Source organism: Tenacibaculum jejuense (assembly GCF_900198195.1).
Classification (GTDB): domain Bacteria; phylum Bacteroidota; class Bacteroidia; order Flavobacteriales; family Flavobacteriaceae; genus Polaribacter; species Polaribacter jejuensis.
The window spans coordinates 2195566-2216999 of record NZ_LT899436.1; the positions used below are offsets into that span (position 1 = coordinate 2195566).

The following is a 21434-nucleotide window of genomic DNA, read 5'->3' on the forward strand; positions in this document are numbered from 1 at the left end:
AAAACTAATCATAAATAAAAAGCTGTCAATTTAATTTTTGACAGTTTTTTTTATTTTAAAACTGTATTCTAAAACTAAAATTAGGAGTAAAACCAAGAGAAACATTATCTATTTTAGATATTGTACCATCATCGACATCATAATACGTGTTTAATATATTTTGTTTATCTAAAATATTCCAGACAGAAACACCTGCCGTAGCTTTCGATTTTCCTATTTTAAAATTATAATTTAAAGATGCATCTAAACGTAGATAACTATTTAATCTACTACTATTTGGAGGGTCATAATTAATACTGTTCCCTGTAGAACTAACACCATTAGGAGTTGTAAATGGTCTTCCAGAATGCCAATTAAATCCTAAAGCAAAATCAAAATTTTTATATGTGTAAGTTCCATCTAAGCTAACTACATTACGTATATCTACATTATTAGGAAAACTTTTGGCATTATTTAAATTCTCAAAGATATAATCGTTTTTTGTATAACTATAACTCAACCAGGTTTTCACATTTTTAAACTTTTTATGAATCAATAAGTCTATTCCTTTTACTTCATAATCACCAATGTCATTAATCAATTGAAATTGATTTTGAAAACCTTGACTTCTACTACTAATATTATTTACTTTTTTGTAGTAAGTCTCAGTACTTATCAACCAATTATCCTTTTCAAAAAATACTCCTATACCATACTGTTGACTGGTAATTATAGGTGTGCTTTCATTAGCTAAAACCCATCTTCTTTTCTCAATTCCTAAGAAATCATTTTGTAAATCAATAATTTGAGATGTTCCTTGACTTTTAAAATCAGTAGTAAATTCAAATTTAAAGTTTTCATGAAACTTATAATTTAAAGCAAGTCTTGGCTCAAAAGAAAAGCGTTTAAATTTTTCGAAATAATTAATTCGTAAACCTCCTTTTATGTAAAAGTTATCTGAGGAATAATTTAATTGGCTATATATAGAATGTGTAATGAGTACTTGTTTAATGAATCTTCTGAAAAAAGGATCATCAACTTTTTCTAAGTTACTTATAGCAATCTGAGAAAAATGATATCCATTAGACCATGTTGTATTTGGGGAAATAATTAACTCAGTATCGAACTTATATCCATTATCTTGAATTTCATTTTCTTGAGTTAAACTTTGCTGATTCACAATATTAGCATTAATAGAAAATAAATTATAAGAAGTAAAAAATGCTTGTGCTGTAAACTTAAAGCGATCACTCCAATTACCAATGTATGTTATACCAGAACTTATATTACTTTGATTTAATTCACTCATTAATTCTTCATCTCTATCAGGATTCGTAAGAGTTTCATTGTATGTTAAATCATTTTCTATGTTTAAAAGCACAAATCTTAATTGGTGCTTATCTTCAATATCCCATATTAATTTTCCATAAAAGTCATGAAATTTGAAGTTTTCATCTTTTATTATAGTACTATTGTTATCTGAAATAGATTGTAAATCAGAATTTTGAAAAGCTCTTTTAAAGTACTGATCAAAAGTTGGAGTATTTAAAAAATCAGTAGTAGATCTTCTTGCTGCTATTTGTAATTCAATATTTTTCTTTAAGGGAATTGTACTTAATATATCTAAGTTTAATAAATTCATTCCTAAACCTAATTCAAATTTATTTGTAATTTGATTAGGCAATTTCATATCAATAATACTAGAAATACTTTCACCATATTTAGCGCTACTACCTGACTTTGATAATGTAATATTGTATTTTAAATGTGGATTAAAAGCTGAGATTAATCCAAAAAAATGACCAGATTGATACATTCTTATTCCATCAAAAAGGATTAAATTTTGATCGTGAGTTCCTCCTCGAATATTGAGATTAGATATAGATTCATCTACACTAACTACTCCAGGTAAGGCATTAATTGCTTGTAAAACGTCTGGCTCTATTAAACCTGGTAAAACCCCTAATTTATTGGTTTTTAAACTAATAGATCCATCATTGTTCTTTGATATACCAGAAGTTAAATATCCTTGTACAGAAATCTCATCTAAGTTCTCAAACAAGATATTTTCAGAATTTTTGTTTTTTATTATAATAAATCTTTCATTCAGTATTTTAAACTCAAGATTAGTTTTCTCTTCTAAATAACTAATAGTTTGTTCTAAGGTCTTAGGAAATTTTAAAGTTTTTAAAGAAATATCTTGAATAGTTTTATCAGCATAAGAAAAACTAATATTGAATTTTTTCTCTAGACTTTTTAAAATTTTCGCAAGTGGAGTTACATTTTCATTTTGTGCAAAAGAAATGAATATGTTTACATTAAAAATAAATAAAACAAAAAAAAACTTATTGAGGATTTTCACTTTTCAAAATAATTTCATCTCCTCGTATTGAGTAACTTAAATCTAAAGGTAAAGTTATTGAATTTAAAGCTAAATTTAGGTCTTTGTGATTAAATTTACCAGTAAATAATTGTTGAGTATTGATATTATTTATTTTGAAATTGACATTATATTGTCTTTCGAATTCTTTTATAACTTCTATGAAAGGTTCACTTGAAAATTCACTTTCATTTTTCATCCAAGATGGTAGAGTTTGCTTAGTATTTTGTTTATTAAGTAAACCCGATTTGAAAGAGTCACCAGGAGATAATTTTGCTGATGTTCCATTAAAGTCCACACTTACAGATCCTTCATAACAAATTACTTGAAAAGTATTGTTTCTTACTTTTACATTAAACTCAGTTCCAAGAACAGAAATAATACCTTGATCTGTAATTACTTTGAAAGTTGATCCTTTAGCTACCTTAAAAAAAGCTTCGCCTTTCAGTTTTACTTCTCTATTATTTTTCCAACTTTTTCTGTTGAAATCTATAGAACTAACAGCGTTTAATTCAACAACTGATGCATCAGGTAAAGTAGTGGTGGTTTTATCAGCATATCCAGTACTAATTGTGGTGTTATTTTCGTTAAATAAAAAATAATAAGTACCAAAAGCTACTACAAAAATTGCTGCTATTTTAGTAAATACATTAATAAAATTAAACTTTTTGGTTTTTTTATCACTTGTAATTACAGATTGTAAAACCTTATTTTGATCAATATCTTCTGTAGACTTAAATTGTTTAAGACTATTAGAAATTCTAATCAATTCATCATAATCTTCAAGAGCTTTAAAATTTTCAAACTCCTCAGGGGTAAGACTATGATCTAACCATTTTTTTATTAAGTCAGTTTTTTCCATATGTTATCTACACTAGTATAACAAGTAGGAAGTAAAAATTCCTACCCATAAAAATTATAAACCTTCTATATCTTGTCGTAATTTTTTCAATGCTCCATATATTCTTTTTTCAACAGCTTTAACTGATATATCTAGAATTGCAGCTATTTCTTTAAATCTTTTTCCTTCAACTCTATTCAGTAAGAATGCAACTCGTTGTGCTTCAGTTAGATTACTAATGGCTCTTTGGATTTTATCCATATATTGTTTTTCTTCTAAAACAAATTCAGGTGATTCATTTGTGCTGCTTCTTTGTGGAGTTTCTGCATATTTTAATTTCACTTTTTCATGACTTACTTGATTTAGCATTAAATTATTTGCTGTTGTGAATAAAAAACTTTTGGCTTTATCAGGAGTAATTCTTCCACAATTTTGCCACACTTTCAAAAAAGCTTCTTGAACTTTATCCTCAGGATTCAATTTATCACCAAACTTGTAATACAAAAAGTTATATAGGTCTTTGTAATGCTTATTAAAAAACGAAGAAAAAAGATTATCGTTACAAATATTTTTATGTAGCTTTTTTTCCATTAAAGTTTAATCACAATTTTTCTGAAATTAAAAAAAACGTTTACGAAGGTAGGATTTTTTTTTAGTATGTTGTTATATATTTGAGCAAACAAAAGTTACAAGATTGATTTTTAATAGTTAACTGCTCTTTGTATAATTTTTTAGTAAAATAAACTTTTACTTTTTTTGTTGAAATATTAGTCTGTAATTTTAAGTTTGCTTTTTTTAAAATGGATTTACGTACTTGTACATTAATATACTACATGAATATAACATATAATCGTTTTTTAACTTTTTTTCTTTTTGGATTCTTTATGATAATTATGATGTCATCTTGTCAAAAAGAAGTGATTGAAATTTCAAGTGCGCAAGACAACGAAACTACAAAACTAACTGTAAATTCTACATTAACAACTTTAATAACAGATACAGTATCTAATGATGGTTCTATTGATAATATTATTGATAAAGCTAATTGTTTAGAAATTAAATTACCTGTATTTGTTGTAGTTAATGGAACTGGAGTAGAGATCAATTCCATAGAAGATTATCAAGTAATTGAAGAAATATTTGATCGTTTTAATGATGATATTGATAAAATTGATATAGAATATCCTATACGAGTAGTTACCAACGAATTTGCTGAAATACTGATAGATAATGAGAATGAGTTCAAGGAATTAGTGAACTCTTGTAAAGGCGAAAATGAAAAAGATGATGACATAGAATGTATCGATTTTATGTATCCAATTTCCATTTCAGTTTTTAATACAGATTTTGATATTGTTGATACCAAGACAATTAATAATGATGAGAATCTTTTTTCTTTTCTTAAAAATTTAAATGCATCTACAATTGCAAGTATTAAATTTCCAATTCGTTTGGTGAAAGCAGATGGAACTATAATTTCTGTAAATAACAATCAGGAGTTAGAAAATGCTATAATTCAGGCAGCTGACAGCTGTGATGAAGATGATGACTTTAACTTTAATGACGATGATCCTGATTATTGTAATGTTGATTTTGTACAGCAAAGTTTAGAGAGATGTATGTGGAAAATAACAACATTTTCCAACAATGCGTCTTTTGAAAACTATAGTTTTAGATTTAGTGATGATTCTACTTTTACAATCAACCAAAATGGAACTATAGAAGGGTTTGGAGATTGGTCTGTAGAAACTTCAAATAATAAAAATATTCTGAGATTATCATCTACAATAAATGATTTTAATGGTGACTGGGAAATTTTAGAATGTGGTGATAAGTTTTTAGATATAACCAAAGATGGTAGTATTTTGAAAATTGAAAAAAATTGTCCAGATTTTAGTGTTGAGGAAGTTAAAGAAACTTTGCTAGGATGTAAATGGGGAATAAGTGATTTTATTAATAATGGTGAAAATTTATCAGATCAGTATATAGATTATAAGTTTGATTTTAATAATGATGAAACTTTTGAAATATCTGACGGAAGTAATACATTCCCTGGCTCTTGGACAGTAGAGAGAAATGAATTTGGTAATGTAATTATAAATATTGCATCAGTATTTACAGATGTAGTAGATGAATACTTTGTAGCTAGTATAAACAATAGTAATATTTTAATACAAAGTAATTCAGGTAAAACTATTAAATTAAAGAAAGATTGTAGTACAGGAGTTGGTGATATAAACGTAGATCGATTAAATTTTTTAGTGCTAAACTGTGTGTGGAAAATCGTTGACCTTAACAAAGAAGGAAATAATTTAACGGCTAACTACACGAATTACAGATTTAAATTCTTTCAAGACGGAACGTTTTTATTTTACAATGCTTTTGGAGCCGATTATTATGTAGGAATTTGGAAAGCTGAAAGAACGAATAGAGTAGTTTTCTTATTAACATCTCAAGGTTTGAGTAATGAAATTACTAACTTTTATGAAGTGATTCTTCTTGAAGATGAAAAATTAAATTTATTTGTAGATGGAATAAACGGTATGCATGAAATGAAATTAGAAAGAGAATGTATTTAGAATTTTTGTGCCAATGCTGTAGTTTTTAGTTGGCTACAGTTTTTACCCATTTTTAGATATATTTATTTATTTAGAGTCTATACCGATTTATTGGTATAGACTTTTTTAGTCTTTACAGAATTAAATACTTAACTATATAAAGTAAATAAGCCTGTATTAATATACAGGCTTATTTCTCTAGGGGATTATTTAAATCGGTAATTCAATTGGGAATTACTTGTCAAATACATCAAACGTACCGTCACTATACAGTAAAATAACTTTGGTTAGGATTTTCGGGGGAAGAGTTGAGAAGTTATCACTTTTTTCCGAATTGTCAAAATTATTTTTTGAAATAGCTTCAGTTTTTGGTTTCTTATTTAATTCTTGATTAAATAAAGAGATAGAATCATCATTATTTTTTGGAAAACTTCCTTTACCATACAATAACCAAACTAAATCTACTTCATCAAAAGCTTTATCTACTTTCATGATAAAATCTAAACTTGGTTTATTTCTACCAGAGAGAAGGTGTGAAATACTAGACTTAGGCACATCTATTTTTTCAGCAAAATTTGTTGACGTTAGATTATAATGATCTAAAATAAATTTTAAACGATCTATCATTTTACAAATGTAAACTAGTGTTAAGTGTTTACAAGTGTAAATGTAAGTAATCTCAGTTGATTAGCAAAAAATTACTTGTTTTATATGGTTAAAATCACTGTTTAGCACTATAAATCACTTTAAGTAACTAACTATAAAATATTGTTAATCAATTTGTTAATGTGTAGTTATAAATTATACTTATAGCTACTTAAAAATGCGTTTTTAGTGGATTAGAATACAGTTGTAAACACTTTAAATTAGTAAATATACTTAGTTTACAAACATTAATTAGTTAATATTAGCTATTATTGATTTTATTGCATAATTAAAGATATAAATTAGAGGTTACAATTGTAAAATCACCTAAATCTCTAATAGTTTAACTTTGTAAACTGTATATTTATTCACAATTGTAAAAAAAAAGAGACACTAATAATAGTGTCTCTGAATTTTATCATGTAATTAAATTACTTAATTATCATTTTTATTATCTATCCAATTTTTAGCATTAACAAATGCTTCTAACCATGGGGAAACTTCGTCTTTTCTACCTTCAGGATAATATGGCCAATTCCACTGGAATGTAGAACGCTCAATATGTGGCATTGTAACTAAATGTCTTCCTGTTTTGTCGGTTAACATTGCTACGTTATAATCTGAACCGTTAGGATTATGAGGATATTCTTCATAAGCATACTTAGCTACGACATTATATTCGTTTTCTTGCTTAGGTAAATTAAATTTACCTTCACCATGAGAAATCCAAACGCCTAAAGTACTTCCTGCTAAACTAGATAACATTATAGAGTTGTTATCTTGAACTTTCACAGATGTAAACGAACTTTCATGTTTATTAGAATCATTATGAATCATTTTTCCATGAATATCATGCTCTGGATTAATTAGTTCTAATTCCATCCATAGTTGACAACCATTACAAATTCCAACTGATAAGGTATCTTCTCTTTCAAAGAATTTCTTTAATGCAGTATTTGCTTTTTCGTTATATAAAAATGCTCCAGCCCATCCTTTAGCAGAGCCTAAAACATCTGAATTAGAGAAACCACCAACAGCACCAATGAATTGAATGTCTTCTAAAGTTTCTCTTCCAGATATTAAATCAGTCATATGAACATCTTTAACATCAAAACCAGCTAAATACATGGCATTTGCCATTTCTCTTTCTGAATTAGAACCCTTTTCTCTAATAATAGCAGCCTTAGGTTTTGGTTTTGTAGTGTCTATTTTTGGTAATTCACCAGTAAAATTACTAGGAAAACTATATGTTAAAGGTTGATTTTTATAGTTTTGGTAACGATCTTCAGCTAAATTATTTGCAGTTTGCTTTTGATCTAATAAATATGAAGTTTTATACCAAACATCTCTTAATTCACTAATTGATAAAGAATATAAATCAGTGTTATTCTTAATATTAATTCTGTCAGATTCAGTTACTGAACCTATTTTAAAGAATTCAATAGCATTAGCTTTTAATGTATCTTCTATAGAACTATCACTTGCTTGAATTACAATTCCTGAGTTTTCAGCAAATAATAAACGTAAAGAATCATTTTCATTTAGCGCAGATAAATCTAAGTTAGCTCCAGTATTTGTATTTGCAAAACATAATTCTAAAAGAGTAGTAATTAAACCACCCGAAGCAACATCATGTCCAGCAACAATTTTTTCTTGCTTAATTAATTCTTGAATAGTATTAAAAGCTTTTTTGAAAAAAGCCGCATTTTTTATTGATGGTACTTCATTACCAATCTTATTTACAACTTGACTAAAAGAACTACCACCTAATTTAAAACTATCTTGTGATAAATTGATGTAGTAAATATCTCCTTTATTTTGTTGAAAAACTGGTTCTACAACTTTAGTAATATCATTACAATTTGCAGCAGCTGAGATAACAACTGTTCCTGGAGAAATCACATCTTCATTAGGATATTTTTGTTTCATAGATAAAGAATCTTTGCCTGTAGGAACATTTATACCTAAATCAATAGAGAATTCAGAAACTGCTTTTACAGCTTTGTATAATCTTGCATCTTCACCTTCATTTTTACAAGGCCACATCCAGTTTGCAGATAAAGAAACCGATTGTAAATTATCTTTTAAAGGTGCCCAAATAATATTCGTTAAAGCTTCAGCAATTGAATTTAAACTTCCTGCTCTAGAATCTATTAAACCAGAAATTGGAGAGTGGCCAATAGAAGTAGCAATTCCTTCTTTACCTTTAAAGTCTAGTGCCATAACACCAACATTATTTAAAGGTATTTGTAATTGTCCAACACACTGTTGTTTAGCTACTTTACCACCAACACAACGATCTACTTTGTTTGTTAACCAATCTTTACATGCAACAGCTTCTAATTGTAAAACTTGATGTAAGTACGATTCAAAGTTTTCACTAGAATATGTAACTTCTTTATAATTACGATTGATTGTTTTATCTGTCATTATTGTTTTTGGAGAACTTCCAAACATGTCAGATAAAGCTAAATCCATTGGTGTATTACCTTTAGTTTTAGATTTAAATGTAAAACGATGATCGTTAGTAACGTCACCAACAGTATACATAGGAGAACGTTCTCTTTCTGCAATTCTATTTAAGATTTCAGAATTTTCTTCTGAAATTACTAATCCCATTCTTTCTTGAGATTCATTTCCAATAATCTCTTTATCAGATAAAGTAGGATCTCCAACAGGAAGTTGATCTAAATCAATTTTTCCACCAGTATCTTCTACTAATTCAGATAAACAATTTAAATGTCCACCAGCTCCGTGATCGTGAATAGAAACAATAAAGTTTTCTTCACTTTCAACCATTCCTCTTACAGCATTGGCAGCACGTTTTTGCATTTCTGGATTAGATCTTTGAACAGCATTTAATTCAATACCTGAAGAAAACTCACCAGTATCAGCAGAAGAAACAGCAGCTCCTCCCATACCAATCCTGTAATTTTCACCTCCAAGAATTACAATTTTATCACCTTCTTTAGGGGTGTCTTTTAAAGCTTGATCAGCTTTACCATATCCAATTCCACCAGCCTGCATAATTACTTTATCAAACCCTAACTTTCTGGCATCTTCTTCATGTTCAAAAGTTAAAACTGATCCACAGATTAATGGCTGTCCAAATTTATTTCCGAAATCAGAAGCTCCATTTGAAGCTTTTATTAAAATATCTATTGGTGTTTGGTATAACCATTTTCTTTCATCCATGGCTTTTTCCCAAGGACGATTTTCTTCTAAACGAGAATAAGAAGTCATGTATACAGCTGTACCAGCCATTGGAATAGAACCTTTACCACCAGCTAAACGATCTCTAATTTCTCCACCCGAACCAGTAGCTGCTCCATTAAATGGTTCTACAGTGGTAGGGAAGTTATGTGTTTCTGCTTTTAATGAAATCACAGATTCAAATTCTTTGGTTTCGTAGAAATCAGGTTTATCTGCACTTTTTGGAGCAAATTGTTCAACCTTAGGTCCTTTTATAAAAGCTACATTATCCTTATACGCAGAAACAATATCATTTGGATTTTGTTTCGAAGTTTCTTTAATCATTTTGAATAAAGAAGTAGGTTGTTCTTCTCCATCTATGACAAAAGTTCCATTAAAAATTTTATGTCTACAGTGTTCTGAGTTTACTTGTGAAAAACCAAAAACTTCAGAATCTGTAAGTTTTCTTCCAATTCTTTCAGAAACTTCATTCAAATATTCAACTTCTTCGCTACTTAAAGCTAAACCTTCTTGCTCATTATAAGCTGCAATATCTTCAATTGCTACAATTGGTTCAGGTGTAATATTTATGGTATAGGTTTCTTGATCTAATTTTTCAAATTTTTGAGAAATCATCGGATCAAATTCAGAAAAATCTTTAGCTACAGCATTAAATTCCTCAATTCTTACAATACCATCAATTCCCATATTTTGGGTGATTTCAACGGCATTAGTACTCCAAGGTGTAATCATAGCTGCTCTTGGTCCAACAAAAAAGGCGTCGATAGACGCCACGTTTATTTTAGGTTGATTACCAAATAACCAAGTTAATTTTGCAATAGTCTCAGATGTTAATTCTTCTGTTGTTTGAACAGCAAAAACCTTGCTGTTTGTGTTTCCAAAGAAATGAATCATTATGTTAAGTTGTGTTTACGTGTTGTTATAAGGGTGTAAATTTAATTCTTTTGGATGAAATAGAAGCATAAAAAAAGCGGCAAAATTTTGCCGCTTTAATTTTTACTTTACTAATATCTTTTGATGTTTATCTCCAGAATCTGTCTTTATTTTTAAAAAGTATATTCCAGTTTGTAAATTCTTGATAAAGATGGTGTTTTCATTTAAGTTTTTAGAAGAATTAAAAACTTCTTTACCATCTATAGAAAACACACTTAGTCTTTTAATAATAATACTGCTTTTATTTTGAATTTTAATAGTTCCGTTAATAGCAGGGTTAGGGAAAACTTTAATTTGTTTTAATATTTCATCTTCTACACTAGCTGTAGCGGTATTATGAATCCCAATATTTTCAACATTATCTCTAGAAAATTCTTCCCATTCATTTGTTAGATCAAAAGTAGTATTAGGATTAACTACTGTTAATTTTCTACGTAATGTTTTGTCTTTAGCAAAATTAGAAGGTCCACCATTAAAAGTACCAATAATATCAATTAATACATCATTTTTAAACAACCCGACAGGATCATTCCCATTAAAATTAATTGGTATTCCATTATTTGTAGCACTAGTATTTGGATGAATTAAGTCAGCTTCATCAATTAGTTTTTGAAGAGAAGCATTTCCATTAATTATTACATACACGTCACCAGATGCTATGGTTCCAGAAAGGTTAAGAGGGGAAGACCAGCTTGATCCACCATTTCCATTTCTTCTGATACTATATGAAGATAAATTTATAGGATTTGAAGTAACGTTTGCTATTTCAAGAGCTTTATTATTACTTGATCCTTCTACATATTCTGAGAAAAATAATTCATTTGCACTAGATGTTCCTCCATCTGTTGTTGTTGCATCTACACCAGTACTTAAAGAAGATGAATTTCCTACTACATCTTTTGCTAAAACTTGAACATTATATGTAGTTGAAGCAATTAATCCATTTGCAGTGTATTCTGTATTCATTGAAGTTCCATTTAGAGTTCCATCCAAATAGATTTCATATTCTGAAACACCAGTATTATCTGTAGAAGCAGACCAAGAAACTTTAAATGTTGTATCTGTTTGATTACTTATGACAACATTAGATGGAGTAGTAGGCGCTTCTGTATCTTCTAATGTTTTTGGAGTAATCGGAGCAGTTTGAGCAGATTGATTTCCTACCGCGTCTTTTGCTAAAACAGTAATGGTATATGTAGTGTTAGAAGTTAAATTATTTAAAGTATAATTTGTACTTGTTACATTAGTTGCTAAACTTCCATCAACAAAAATATCATAACTAGTAACATTTACATTGTCTGTTGAAGCAGTCCAAGAAATATCAATAGAAGAAGTTGTTATATTATTTCCCATTAAATTTGTTGGAACTGTTGGTGCTTCTGTATCTGAACTAGAATAAATTCCCCAAATATCTTCAGCATTTGGTCCTCCCCAAATTCTTGTAGCTAATCTTGGGTTATCTATAAAAGGATTTCTATTTCCTTGGGCATAAGTGTTTGAAGTATTTTCGTGAAAAGTATTTCTTTGCTTTTCTACATCAGAAACAGGATCTTCTGCGTTCCATTGTAAAAACAAATCGATCATGTCGTCTGGAGTTCCTGAAGAGTTACCAACTCCAACTTGTGTAGGTTTACATTGATCACCATATCTAAGATACATATACATAATTATTCTGGCTACATCTCCTTTCCATTCATCACCAGGATACCAACCATTTGTAACAGCTCCTGAATTACCTGAACCTGTTGCAAATCTTTTATTTCCTCTTGAAGAATTCACTTGAGTATCAGATGGTCTTAAATTATGCGCATCTGCATAAGGTGGACCATTAGTTCCTGAAGCATCTAAATCAGGATTTCCTAAAGAATTTGCAAATACATGTTCTCGATTCCATTCACCATTACTACCTCCGTTATTGTTAATACCTCTTGTTCTAGAAGTTGTACCAGAAGCACTGTAACCATAAATAAGTAGAACTTCACTACTATTAAGCGGATTTACATCTGTAGCTCTAGAAGCTTCCCATATTCCAGGAGTGTAATCTAATGCATTAGTATGTGTATTGATTATTTTTACAGCTAGAGCATCTCTTAAAGATGTTCCTGTTAAATTAAGATCAACATCGTTGTAATAACTTTGCTGTGCTATAAGATTGCTTGTTATTGCTATGCATAACAAAAGAAAAATTCTAAAAGGTAATTTTTTTACCATAAATAGTTATTTATTTTGAATTTAATTTTTTCGGGGTATTCGATCCCTTTCTATTTTTCCTTTTTTAATAGCTTTATAATTTTCATAACAATTTAAAACGGCTTCAATTAATTGTAAGTCGCTGGCTTTTTTTATAAAATATTCTGAATAATCACAATCATCTAATAATTTAGTTAATTGTTGTTTATCCATTTCTAAATATTCCATCATTACTTCTCTATCAAATTTACCAGCTAACATTTTACGTAAATCATCTTCTTTCTTAAGTTTTTGAAGTTTTTTTAGCTGTTTTGGTTTCTTTCCAAATAAATTATAGACGAGATCAACAGGGTTGAGTAGTTTAGCAATAGGAGAGGAGATCTTTTGTGGTCTACCAACTTCATACGTTTGTGGAAGTCCATTTAAATGTATCCTTGTAAATTTATCTTTAGGTACTTGTTTTATATCGACTTCTAAAACTCCTATCAGTTTTGTTGATTTTATGATAATTTCTTTTACTTCTTCTGGCTTTTCATTTAATGCTATTTCTAACTCGTTACCTTTAAGAAGATCATTTGTTACTTTTAGTTTAATTGATTCAAAACCTAAAAAAGATACTAATACGGTATCGTTAGCTTTTGCAGTTATTTCAAAAAGCCCTTCTTCATTGGTAATTGTACCGATTACAGTATTTAAATTAAGGATATGAGATGCACTTAAAGGTTTCTTTGTATCGGCATGAACTACTTGACCTTTTAATTTTTTTTCTTGTGCATCTATGTTTGATACAATAAGAATAAGTACTACGAAAAATATTTTTTTTAGCATAATGCAATAATACGGAATATTTATGTTGCTATTAGTCAATTATACGTTAAAGAACTTTCAAAAAGTATTCCATAAAAAAACGTTTCTTTAATAAAGAAACGTTTGAATGTGCGCATAAGAAGATTCGAACTTCCACATTCATAAGAATACTGCCCCCTCAAGGCAGCGCGTCTACCAATTCCGCCATATGCGCATAAACAAAAAAAGTTAAGCTAGAAGCTTAACTTTGGTGACCGGGCTGGGGCTCGAACCCAGGACCCTCTCCTTAAAAGGGAGATGCTCTACCAACTGAGCTACCCGGTCTTAAACTCTTCTTCCGAAAAGCGAGTGCAAATATACACACGTTTTTTAAAACTTGAAAGTATTTTTTATGTTTTTTTTTTAATCTTTGTAAAAGAAAAATTTATTTACATGAAAATTATACTTTTAGGTTACATGGGAAGTGGTAAGTCTACTATAGGAAAATCAATTTCTGAACATGAAAATTTACCTTTTATTGATTTAGACCATTACATAGAAAGTAAATTGAATAAATCAATTTCTGAAATTTTCGATCTAGAAGGAGAAATATTTTTTAGACTAAAAGAGCACGAGTATTTAAAAGAACTTTTAAATAGAGAAGATGACTTTATTCTTTCTTTAGGAGGAGGAACTCCATGTTATGCAGGCAATATGGATGTAATAAACAGTATGGGTGTAAATTCTATTTATTTAAGAACATCAATTCAAACAATTGTAGGAAGACTAAAGGATGAAAAAGAATCTAGACCTTTAGTAGCCAAATTAAATGATGAAGAATTGCATGAGTTTATTGCTAAGCATTTATTTGAACGTAGTTTTTTCTACGAACAAGCTTTACATAAAGTAAATACAAGTGACAAAAATGTAGATGAGATTATATCAGATATTAAAGCTATTCTAAAAAAGCAATAATATCATTATTGTTAAACTCAACGACCACGTGTTCTTTTATAGAAGTTGATAATGAAATACCCTTGAAATCGGCTTTTATAGGGTATTTTTTATGATTTCTATTTACTAATACTGCTGTTTTAAACTTCTTTAAAGGAACACCTAAAAAGTGTTTTACTGCGTAAATTAAGGTGGTTCCAGAGTGTAACACGTCATCTACTAAAACTAATGATTTATTAGTATATTCATTAACAGAAATATCTGTGGTAATTTCTTCTAAAGGATTTTTCTTGTTAATGTTTACCTTGCAAAGAGTGATACTTAAATCAGAAATTACTTTAAGTTCTTCAACAATTTTTTCTGCTAACAAATAACCATTATTTGCTATTCCAGCTATAACCACTTCATTTTCTGAATGATTCACTTCATAGATTTGATAGGCAATTCTTTTAATCTTTTGGTGAATCTGTGTATTATTTAAAATGATGTTATTTGTTTCAGTCATACTGCAAATTTATGAATCTTCTTCATTAGTATCATAATAATCTTCAATATCTCTTCTGTCTTTTTTAGTAGGTCTTCCAGTACCTTTTTTTCTATAATAGTCTTTTGCGTATTTTAATAATTCTGTCTTTTCAAACTCTTCCTTAGGAGTTATATCTTTTCGATATAAGTCTACTAATTTGGCTCCAACTCTGTTTGGTGGAATGTCTAAAACAATTATTTTGTAATTGATTTGATTTTTTCGAACTGTTATAGTTTCACCACCAAAGATGTCTCTTGAAGGTTTACAAATCTTATCGTCTATTTTTACTTGTCCTTTTTTACAAGCATTTGTGGCTATATTTCTTGTTTTAAACATTCTAATACACCATAAATATTTATCGATCCTCATTCAAAAAGTTAATTTTTTGTTGACTTCTTTTTACAAAGGTATAAAAATGGTAAATTGCAAGCCTAAATAAAAATAAATGATGAAAATAAAACATATACTATTAATTGGTATTATTTCAATTTTAGTGTATTCGTGTGGTGATAATGATCCTGTGAGTACAATTGATCCTAACTTTGATCATGCAGCACAATCTACTATCGATAACGATTCTTTGGTTAAATTTTTTCAAAATCATTATTATGATTTAGATACAGATTTAGTGAAACCTATGGAAGATGGTAAAACGCCGTTATCACAAGATCCAAATTTAATTACACAAGATGTTGTTGAGACTATTAATGGTAATGATATTGATTTTAAGCTTTATGCTTATGTTAGAGATGAAGGAACTTCTTCAAAAGGAAATCCAACAGTAGTTGATTCTGTTTTAGTTAATTATTCAGGAAGAAAAATTTTAGATTCAGAAAGAATTAGTCCAGTACAATTTGATATAAATACAAATTTATGGTTTGTATTAGGGTCGAGTGTAATTCGTGGTTGGACTTTCGGTATGACGAATTTTAAAGGAGGAGTTAATGCTACTATGCCTAACGGACCTATAACATATTCAGGTACTGGTAAAGGTGTTTTATTTATTCCTTCTGGTTTGGCTTATAGAAATGAAGGACAGCCAAGTGGTGGAATTTTACCTAATGATATATTAATGTTTTATGTAGAGATGAATGATATTGTTGCTGATACTGATATTGACAATGATGGTATTCCTTCAATTTTAGAAGATTTAGATGGAGACGGTAGACCTTGGAATGATGATACTGATGGTAATGGTGTACCGAATTTCTTAGATCCAGATGATGATGGAGATCTTGTTTTAACAAGAAATGAAGATACTATGATAGAAGATGGTAATCCATTAAATGATTTTAGTGATACAGACAATCCGAGTTTACCAGATTATTTGAATCCTGATATAAGAAAATCTAAGGATAATTAAATTTCAAAAAAAAAAATTAAAAAAGGACAACGAATTTCGTTGTCCTTTTTTAATTTTTGAAAAGATTCTTTTAAAATCTATATGAAAGTCCAATAATAATTTGATTCACTCTAGTATCGAAATTTGCTGTAGCATTAGATCCTCCAACATTAGAAATTAATTCAGACTCTACATCAGAAAAAGCTCTTTCCCAACGTAAATCTAAACCAACTTTTCCTATTTCAATTCCACCTCCTAATTGTAAACCTACAGTAAAACCATCAGCTTTTATATTAGAAACGGCATCGAAATCTAAATCACCATCAATAATATATTGAAATGATGGTCCAATATTAGCATAAGCTATTTTAAAGAATTTTTTCCCTAATAATACAGGAATATCTATTTTCTGAAAATCATAATTAGCTTTTGTAGTAGCTGGAGTTGTATTTAACTCTACTTCACTTTTTAAAGAAGTATATACCAATTCTGGTCTAATATACCAGCCAGTCATTGGTAATTTAAAACGTAGCCAAATCCCTGCATGAAATCCTGTTCTACTTTCTGCATTTCCATTAATGATATCATCTGATACATCTTTAAATGAATCTGAGTTGTAGTTTATACCTCCTTTAATACCAAAACCTATTTGCGCTTCAGAAAATTGTACAGCTGCAAATAATAAGCATAATGTAAAAATAAGTTTCTTCATAATTTTACTTTTAGAATTATTGTATATAAAAAAAACGAGTTATTAACTCGTTTATTTTCTCTTTATTACTTTCTTAACAGCTGCTATTACAGCCTCATCGTTAATTTTGTATTTTTTCATTAGTTGATCTGGTGTTCCAGACTCTCCAAAACTATCATCTACAGCAACAAATTCTTGTGGAGTAGGAGCGTTCTGAGCTAAACAACGTGCTACACTTTCACCTAATCCTCCTAATTTGTTATGTTCTTCTGCAGTAACAACACATTTTGTTTTTGCTACAGATGCTAAAATAGCTTCTTCATCTAAAGGTTTTATCGTATGAATATTAATAACTTCAGCAGAAATTCCTTCTTTTTCTAATGCTTCAGCAGCTAATAAAGATTCCCAAACTAAATGACCTGTAGCAACTATAGTTACATCTGTACCTTCAGTTAATTTGATAGCTTTTCCAATTTTAAATTCACCTTTTGGCATAAATACTGGAACTTTTGGTCTACCGAAACGTAAATATACTGGTCCATCATGCTCAGCAATAGCGATTGTAGCTTCTTTAGTTTGGTTATAATCACATGTATTAATCACAGTCATACCGGGTAACATTTTCATTAACCCAATATCTTCTAAAATTTGGTGTGTAGCTCCATCTTCACCTAAAGTTAAACCTGCGTGAGAAGCACATATTTTAACATTTTTGTGTGAATACGCTATAGATTGACGAATTTGATCGTAAACTCTACCTGTAGAGAAGTTAGCAAATGTTCCAGTAAAAGGAATTTTACCACCAATAGTAAGTCCAGCTGCTATTCCCATCATGTTTGCTTCTGCAATACCTACTTGAAAAAAGCGATCTGGATGATTTTTTTCAAATTCATTCATTTTTAATGAACCTGTTAAATCAGCACATAAGGCTACTACATTAGGATTTGTTTTTCCTAATTCAGTTAAACCGTCACCAAAACCAGAACGTGTGTCTTTTTTTTCTGTAAATGTGTATTTTTTCATTGTCGTGTTGTAAATTCTGCCCAAAAATAAACTTTTAGCTTATAAGAAGGTTATAAATTTTCTAATTCTTTATATAATTTATGAACAGGAAGTCCCATTACATTAAAATAACTTCCTTCTATTTTATGAATTCCTATTTTGCCTATCCAATCTTGTATTCCATAAGCTCCAGCTTTATCAAAAGGCTCGTAGTTCTTTATGTAATAATGAATCTCTTCATTTGTAAGCTTCCTAAAGTTAACTAAAGCAATATCATGAAATATTTTTTGAAAATTTTTTCCTTTGATACTTACAGAGGTAATTACTTTATGACCTGTATTGGATAAGCTCTGTAGCATACGAAAAGCATCGTCATAATCTTTAGGTTTGCCAAGTGCTTTATCGTTTAACCAAACAATAGTATCAGAAGTGATTAATATATCATTATCCTTTAATTCATTATCAAAAGCTTTTGATTTTAAATCAGCTAAAAAATCAGTAATTTCAGCTTCCTTTAAATGATCAGGAAATATTTCTTCAACTTCTTTTAAACGAATCTCAAACTCTAAATCTAAATCTAGAAAAAATTGTTGACGTCTTGGTGAACCAGAAGCAAGAATGATATTGTATTTAGCTAGTTTCTCTTTAAGCATGATTAGTAATTCTTTTTCAAACGAGCTAGATCTCTTTTATTGTCACGATCTTTAATTGTGTTTCGTTTGTCATGAGTTTTTTTACCTTTAGCTAAAGCAATATCGAGTTTAGCCCAACCGTTTTCATTAATAAATAAACGTAAAGGAACTATTGTATTTCCTTTGGCTTCAACTTCACGAGCTAATTTTTTCAGTTCTTGTTTATTTAATAAAAGTCTACGTTCACTTTTAGGGTTATGATTGTAGTGGTGACCAAAAGCATATTCTTCAATATACATGTTTATTACAAACAATTCACCTCGTTCATTAAATTCACAAAAGCTTTCTGTGATTCTAGCTTTACTTTGTCGAATAGATTTTATTTCTGTACCCGTTAATTGGATACCAGCAGTATATTTATCTATAATCTCGTATTCAAAACGAGCTTTTTTATTCTGTATGTTTATTTTTTTCTGCATAATTCCTCAGCAATAGGCTACAAAACTAAATAATATTATTTAGCAGTAAGCATAGAAATATTATAATTAATTCCAAAGTTAGCAAAAGTACTACTTAACTCTCCGCCTCGTGCTTTTACATAACCAATTCCGCCTCTCAAACTCAAGTTTTCTAATAATTTTACGTCTACACCAAAACTTGGTTTTACAATTAAACCTTGTCCAGTGCTTATTCCGCCACCTCCTGCAGCTCCACCTAATAGTTGACCATAAACACTAACTTTGTCTTTTAAGAAACGATTAGATTCTGCTCCTAAACCAACAATTCCTTCTGCATAAGCTCCTGCATCTCCGAAATTTGCAAATGAAGTTTGGCCAGCAGCATAAATGTATTTGTTTAAGAATACATTAACTTGTAATGAAATTTGATGCATATCTAAGTCAAAATTACCATTTCTAGCAGCATCAATGTACCAATCTTGCTTTACAATTGTTTGAACTCCTTTAAATTTAAAACTTGTAGGTTCGGTAAAATCTGAAGTTGTACCTTCTTTATCTACATAATATTTTAATCCAACACCAAAAGTAGAAGTTAGGAAGTGAGCATCAGGACTCATTAAGAATCCTTTGTTTATTGTAGCATAGAAATTGTCGAATAATTTTTGTTCTAGAGAAAGATCAGGATAAATTAAAAAACCTCCTTTAGTATCAACTCCACCACCGCCACCAGCTCCAATTCCAAATTTAGCTTGGATATTAGTTTTATTTTTATTCATAGATACATGATAACCACCACCTAAGAAAATATCCATATAGCCAGCAGGAATTCCATGGAAAGCACCGTCTGCTCTAACAAAGAATAACCAATTTTTATCTAAAAAAGATATAAATTCAAAACCAGCCAATCTTATTGTTCTTCCTTTAATAGACTCTCCAGTAGAAAATTGCGAATCACCTCTAACTGATAAATTGTTTAAATGTACCATTAGAGAAATTCTGTTTGATTTAGTATTCCAATCACTATTTTTTAAGTCGTCAAAAGTGTATTTACTCTCTCTATTCTTAAAATCAGAATGATTAAAGTTTAAAGGTATTTGTATAGCAGCGTAAAACTGATTGCTATTTATAGTACCTCCATCGAAAAAGTCAACATAACTCCAACCAGAAGATATAGAGAAGTGCTTAAAATCATATCCTAAATTAAAGTGAGGTAAAATAAAAGCACCACCACCATCAGGAGCAGCAGCACCACCACCGCCGCCAAAATGAATTCCAGTATCAACAAAAAAGTTATTATAAAATTTATAGTTAATACCAGCATTAACTCCTAATGTAAAAAAACCACCTCTAACACCACCAACAGCTCCATAAAAACCTAAACCAGCATAGCTCCAATCATTTAGTTTTAAATTATAATGAATTCCTGTAAAATCCATATTAGGTTCGTTAATATCTGGCATATCGATGCTCAAAAAATCAAGTTGAGCAAAGCCTAACTGAGTTTTTTTCTGATGTGTTTCTTTATCTTGAGCATAAAAAAAATGAACGCTTAGTGATAAAAATAACACTAGCGTTCTTAATAAACTATTCGTCATTAGTAATTTAATAAGGTTTATGAATTTTTTGTCTTTTTCCATTAATATATGAAGCTACAAATGCATCTTCAAATCCGTAGTTTAATAATTGTTTTCTGAAGTTTTGGGCTTCTTTTAAAGTTTCAAATAAACCAATTGAATATCTTAAATAATCACTTTCAGATAAATTTCCAGCTATGGTTTTAGATAATAGAGGATATCTTTTTTCTGTAAAAGCTCCAATTTGAACTGAATAAATAGTTTTGCCCTTTATTCCATCTTTTATAGCGGAAATTTTACCATTTCCAGAAGCTCCTTCATCATCATATTCATCGCTATAGCTTTCATCTTGATAATTATCTGCATTTGCGGTTTGAACACTATCAATAATTCGATCGATCTGTTCTTGATTTAATGCCGATTTTTTTGAAGCGGGTCCTCCAAATTTACCTTGGTAAGCAAAATAAGCTAAAGCTAAACTAATACCAGCTATGAAACTTAAAATAATATTTCTATTTCTAGATACACTTTTTACATCTGCAATCTCTTCAACTTTTTCGTTCAATTCATTTTCTAAATCTTCATTTTTAGAATTTAAGTCTTTAATCTCTTGTTGTAAGTCTTCAAGTTCTTGATCGTTTAAAAAAGGCATAGAGTTGGGTTATATTGATTATCGAAAGCTAAAATACAAATCTTTTTAAAATATAAGTAAACTGTGATATAAGTAGTT

Annotated in this window: 18 protein-coding genes and 2 tRNA genes; 3 read left to right on the forward strand and 17 right to left on the reverse strand. The window is 29.3% G+C overall.

The window, feature by feature from the left end; genetic code table 11:
- Nucleotides 1–55: 55 nt before the first annotated feature.
- The 3 genes from AQ1685_RS09820 to AQ1685_RS09830 are packed head-to-tail and all read right to left on the reverse strand — an operon-like array spanning nucleotide 56 to nucleotide 3791.
- Nucleotides 56–2341: a TonB-dependent receptor plug domain-containing protein gene (locus AQ1685_RS09820; RefSeq protein ID WP_231970352.1), complete on the reverse strand. Its 2286-nt coding sequence runs from the start codon at nucleotides 2339–2341 to the stop codon at nucleotides 56–58.
- The gene (locus tag AQ1685_RS09825) at nucleotides 2325–3221 is read right to left on the reverse strand and encodes a FecR family protein (RefSeq protein ID WP_095071707.1); all 897 of its coding nucleotides are present in this window, start codon (nucleotides 3219–3221) and stop codon (nucleotides 2325–2327) included. The genes AQ1685_RS09820 and AQ1685_RS09825 overlap by 17 nt, the downstream gene beginning before the upstream one ends.
- Nucleotides 3222–3275: 54 nt before the next feature.
- Complete coding sequence (locus tag AQ1685_RS09830; RefSeq protein WP_095071708.1) at nucleotides 3276–3791, reverse strand: RNA polymerase sigma factor; 516 nt, start codon at nucleotides 3789–3791, stop codon at nucleotides 3276–3278.
- A 242-nt stretch (nucleotides 3792–4033) separates the two neighbouring features.
- Between AQ1685_RS09830 and AQ1685_RS09835 the strand changes: the two genes are divergently transcribed.
- Entirely contained in the window at nucleotides 4034–5779 is a 1746-nt protein-coding gene (locus AQ1685_RS09835; protein WP_157730173.1) for a hypothetical protein, read from the forward strand.
- Between the two features lie 213 nt (nucleotides 5780–5992).
- Here the strand turns inward: AQ1685_RS09835 and AQ1685_RS09840 are convergent, their stop codons facing one another.
- The 6 genes from AQ1685_RS09840 to AQ1685_RS09865 all read right to left on the reverse strand — a co-directional run bounded on the left by AQ1685_RS09840 (nucleotide 5993) and on the right by AQ1685_RS09865 (nucleotide 13870).
- Entirely contained in the window at nucleotides 5993–6385 is a 393-nt protein-coding gene (locus tag AQ1685_RS09840) for a helix-turn-helix domain-containing protein (RefSeq protein ID WP_095071711.1), read from the reverse strand.
- A gap of 453 nt (nucleotides 6386–6838) precedes the next feature.
- Nucleotides 6839–10510, reverse strand: a complete 3672-nt coding sequence (gene purL, locus AQ1685_RS09845) for a phosphoribosylformylglycinamidine synthase (protein WP_095071712.1) — start codon at nucleotides 10508–10510, stop codon at nucleotides 6839–6841.
- A gap of 102 nt (nucleotides 10511–10612) precedes the next feature.
- Nucleotides 10613–12760 carry an endonuclease gene (locus tag AQ1685_RS09850; RefSeq protein ID WP_095071713.1) on the reverse strand — a complete coding sequence of 716 codons (2148 nt, stop codon included), beginning with the start codon at nucleotides 12758–12760 and terminating at the stop codon, nucleotides 10613–10615.
- 21 nt (nucleotides 12761–12781) lie between these two features.
- Nucleotides 12782–13567, reverse strand: a complete 786-nt coding sequence (locus AQ1685_RS09855; protein WP_095071714.1) for a carboxypeptidase-like regulatory domain-containing protein — start codon at nucleotides 13565–13567, stop codon at nucleotides 12782–12784.
- A gap of 109 nt (nucleotides 13568–13676) precedes the next feature.
- Nucleotides 13677–13760, reverse strand: a tRNA-Leu gene (locus tag AQ1685_RS09860).
- A 34-nt stretch (nucleotides 13761–13794) separates the two neighbouring features.
- Nucleotides 13795–13870, reverse strand: a tRNA-Lys gene (locus AQ1685_RS09865).
- Between the two features lie 108 nt (nucleotides 13871–13978).
- Here AQ1685_RS09865 and AQ1685_RS09870 point away from each other — a divergent pair.
- On the forward strand, nucleotides 13979–14500 hold the full coding sequence (locus AQ1685_RS09870) for a shikimate kinase (RefSeq protein WP_157730174.1): 522 nt from the start codon (nucleotides 13979–13981) through the stop codon (nucleotides 14498–14500).
- Here the strand turns inward: AQ1685_RS09870 and AQ1685_RS09875 are convergent.
- Nucleotides 14481–14984, reverse strand: a complete 504-nt coding sequence (locus AQ1685_RS09875; protein WP_095071718.1) for a phosphoribosyltransferase family protein — start codon at nucleotides 14982–14984, stop codon at nucleotides 14481–14483. The genes AQ1685_RS09870 and AQ1685_RS09875 overlap by 20 nt on opposite strands.
- 9 nt (nucleotides 14985–14993) lie before the next feature.
- Nucleotides 14994–15374 (reverse strand): RNA-binding S4 domain-containing protein, encoded by a 381-nt coding sequence (locus AQ1685_RS09880; protein ID WP_095071720.1) that lies wholly within the window; start codon nucleotides 15372–15374, stop codon nucleotides 14994–14996.
- Between the two features lie 76 nt (nucleotides 15375–15450).
- Between AQ1685_RS09880 and AQ1685_RS09885 the strand changes: the two genes are divergently transcribed.
- Complete coding sequence (locus AQ1685_RS09885; protein WP_095071722.1) at nucleotides 15451–16368, forward strand: FKBP-type peptidyl-prolyl cis-trans isomerase; 918 nt, start codon at nucleotides 15451–15453, stop codon at nucleotides 16366–16368.
- A 70-nt stretch (nucleotides 16369–16438) separates the two neighbouring features.
- Here AQ1685_RS09885 and AQ1685_RS09890 read toward each other — a convergent pair whose 3' ends face one another.
- From AQ1685_RS09890 to AQ1685_RS09915, 6 genes are read right to left on the reverse strand one after another with little or no spacing between them, the layout of a single operon-like run.
- Nucleotides 16439–17059 carry a porin family protein gene (locus AQ1685_RS09890; RefSeq protein ID WP_095071725.1) on the reverse strand — a complete coding sequence of 207 codons (621 nt, stop codon included), beginning with the start codon at nucleotides 17057–17059 and terminating at the stop codon, nucleotides 16439–16441.
- A 51-nt stretch (nucleotides 17060–17110) separates the two neighbouring features.
- Nucleotides 17111–18061: a transketolase family protein gene (locus tag AQ1685_RS09895; RefSeq protein WP_095071727.1), complete on the reverse strand. Its 951-nt coding sequence runs from the start codon at nucleotides 18059–18061 to the stop codon at nucleotides 17111–17113.
- Between the two features lie 50 nt (nucleotides 18062–18111).
- Nucleotides 18112–18693: a Maf family nucleotide pyrophosphatase gene (locus tag AQ1685_RS09900; protein ID WP_095071730.1), complete on the reverse strand. Its 582-nt coding sequence runs from the start codon at nucleotides 18691–18693 to the stop codon at nucleotides 18112–18114.
- 2 nt (nucleotides 18694–18695) lie between these two features.
- Nucleotides 18696–19151: an SsrA-binding protein SmpB gene (smpB, locus tag AQ1685_RS09905; RefSeq protein ID WP_173862354.1), complete on the reverse strand. Its 456-nt coding sequence runs from the start codon at nucleotides 19149–19151 to the stop codon at nucleotides 18696–18698.
- A gap of 35 nt (nucleotides 19152–19186) precedes the next feature.
- Nucleotides 19187–20767, reverse strand: coding sequence for a hypothetical protein (locus AQ1685_RS09910; RefSeq protein ID WP_231970354.1), 1581 nt, complete (start codon nucleotides 20765–20767; stop codon nucleotides 19187–19189).
- On the reverse strand, nucleotides 20733–21356 hold the full coding sequence (locus tag AQ1685_RS09915; RefSeq protein WP_095071735.1) for a tropomyosin: 624 nt from the start codon (nucleotides 21354–21356) through the stop codon (nucleotides 20733–20735). Before AQ1685_RS09915 ends, AQ1685_RS09910 begins: the two co-directional genes overlap by 35 nt.
- Between the last annotated feature and the right edge of the window lie 78 nt (nucleotides 21357–21434).

Bases quoted from the DNA above. Each gene is read 5' to 3' on its own strand.
- AQ1685_RS09825 (WP_095071707.1), bottom strand. From the start codon at position 3,221: ATGGAAAAAACTGACTTAATAAAAAAATGGTTAGATCATAGTCTTACC.
- AQ1685_RS09830 (WP_095071708.1), bottom strand. From the start codon at position 3,791: ATGGAAAAAAAGCTACATAAAAATATTTGTAACGATAATCTTTTTTCT.
- AQ1685_RS09835 (WP_157730173.1), top strand. From the start codon at position 4,034: ATGAATATAACATATAATCGTTTTTTAACTTTTTTTCTTTTTGGATTC.
- AQ1685_RS09840 (WP_095071711.1), bottom strand. From the start codon at position 6,385: ATGATAGATCGTTTAAAATTTATTTTAGATCATTATAATCTAACGTCA.
- purL (WP_095071712.1), bottom strand. From the start codon at position 10,510: ATGATTCATTTCTTTGGAAACACAAACAGCAAGGTTTTTGCTGTTCAA.
- AQ1685_RS09850 (WP_095071713.1), bottom strand. From the start codon at position 12,760: ATGGTAAAAAAATTACCTTTTAGAATTTTTCTTTTGTTATGCATAGCA.
- AQ1685_RS09855 (WP_095071714.1), bottom strand. From the start codon at position 13,567: ATGCTAAAAAAAATATTTTTCGTAGTACTTATTCTTATTGTATCAAAC.
- AQ1685_RS09870 (WP_157730174.1), top strand. From the start codon at position 13,979: ATGAAAATTATACTTTTAGGTTACATGGGAAGTGGTAAGTCTACTATA.
- AQ1685_RS09875 (WP_095071718.1), bottom strand. From the start codon at position 14,984: ATGACTGAAACAAATAACATCATTTTAAATAATACACAGATTCACCAA.
- AQ1685_RS09880 (WP_095071720.1), bottom strand. From the start codon at position 15,374: ATGAGGATCGATAAATATTTATGGTGTATTAGAATGTTTAAAACAAGA.
- AQ1685_RS09885 (WP_095071722.1), top strand. From the start codon at position 15,451: ATGATGAAAATAAAACATATACTATTAATTGGTATTATTTCAATTTTA.
- AQ1685_RS09890 (WP_095071725.1), bottom strand. From the start codon at position 17,059: ATGAAGAAACTTATTTTTACATTATGCTTATTATTTGCAGCTGTACAA.
- AQ1685_RS09895 (WP_095071727.1), bottom strand. From the start codon at position 18,061: ATGAAAAAATACACATTTACAGAAAAAAAAGACACACGTTCTGGTTTT.
- AQ1685_RS09900 (WP_095071730.1), bottom strand. From the start codon at position 18,693: ATGCTTAAAGAGAAACTAGCTAAATACAATATCATTCTTGCTTCTGGT.
- smpB (WP_173862354.1), bottom strand. From the start codon at position 19,151: ATGCAGAAAAAAATAAACATACAGAATAAAAAAGCTCGTTTTGAATAC.
- AQ1685_RS09910 (WP_231970354.1), bottom strand. From the start codon at position 20,767: ATGGAAAAAGACAAAAAATTCATAAACCTTATTAAATTACTAATGACG.
- AQ1685_RS09915 (WP_095071735.1), bottom strand. From the start codon at position 21,356: ATGCCTTTTTTAAACGATCAAGAACTTGAAGACTTACAACAAGAGATT.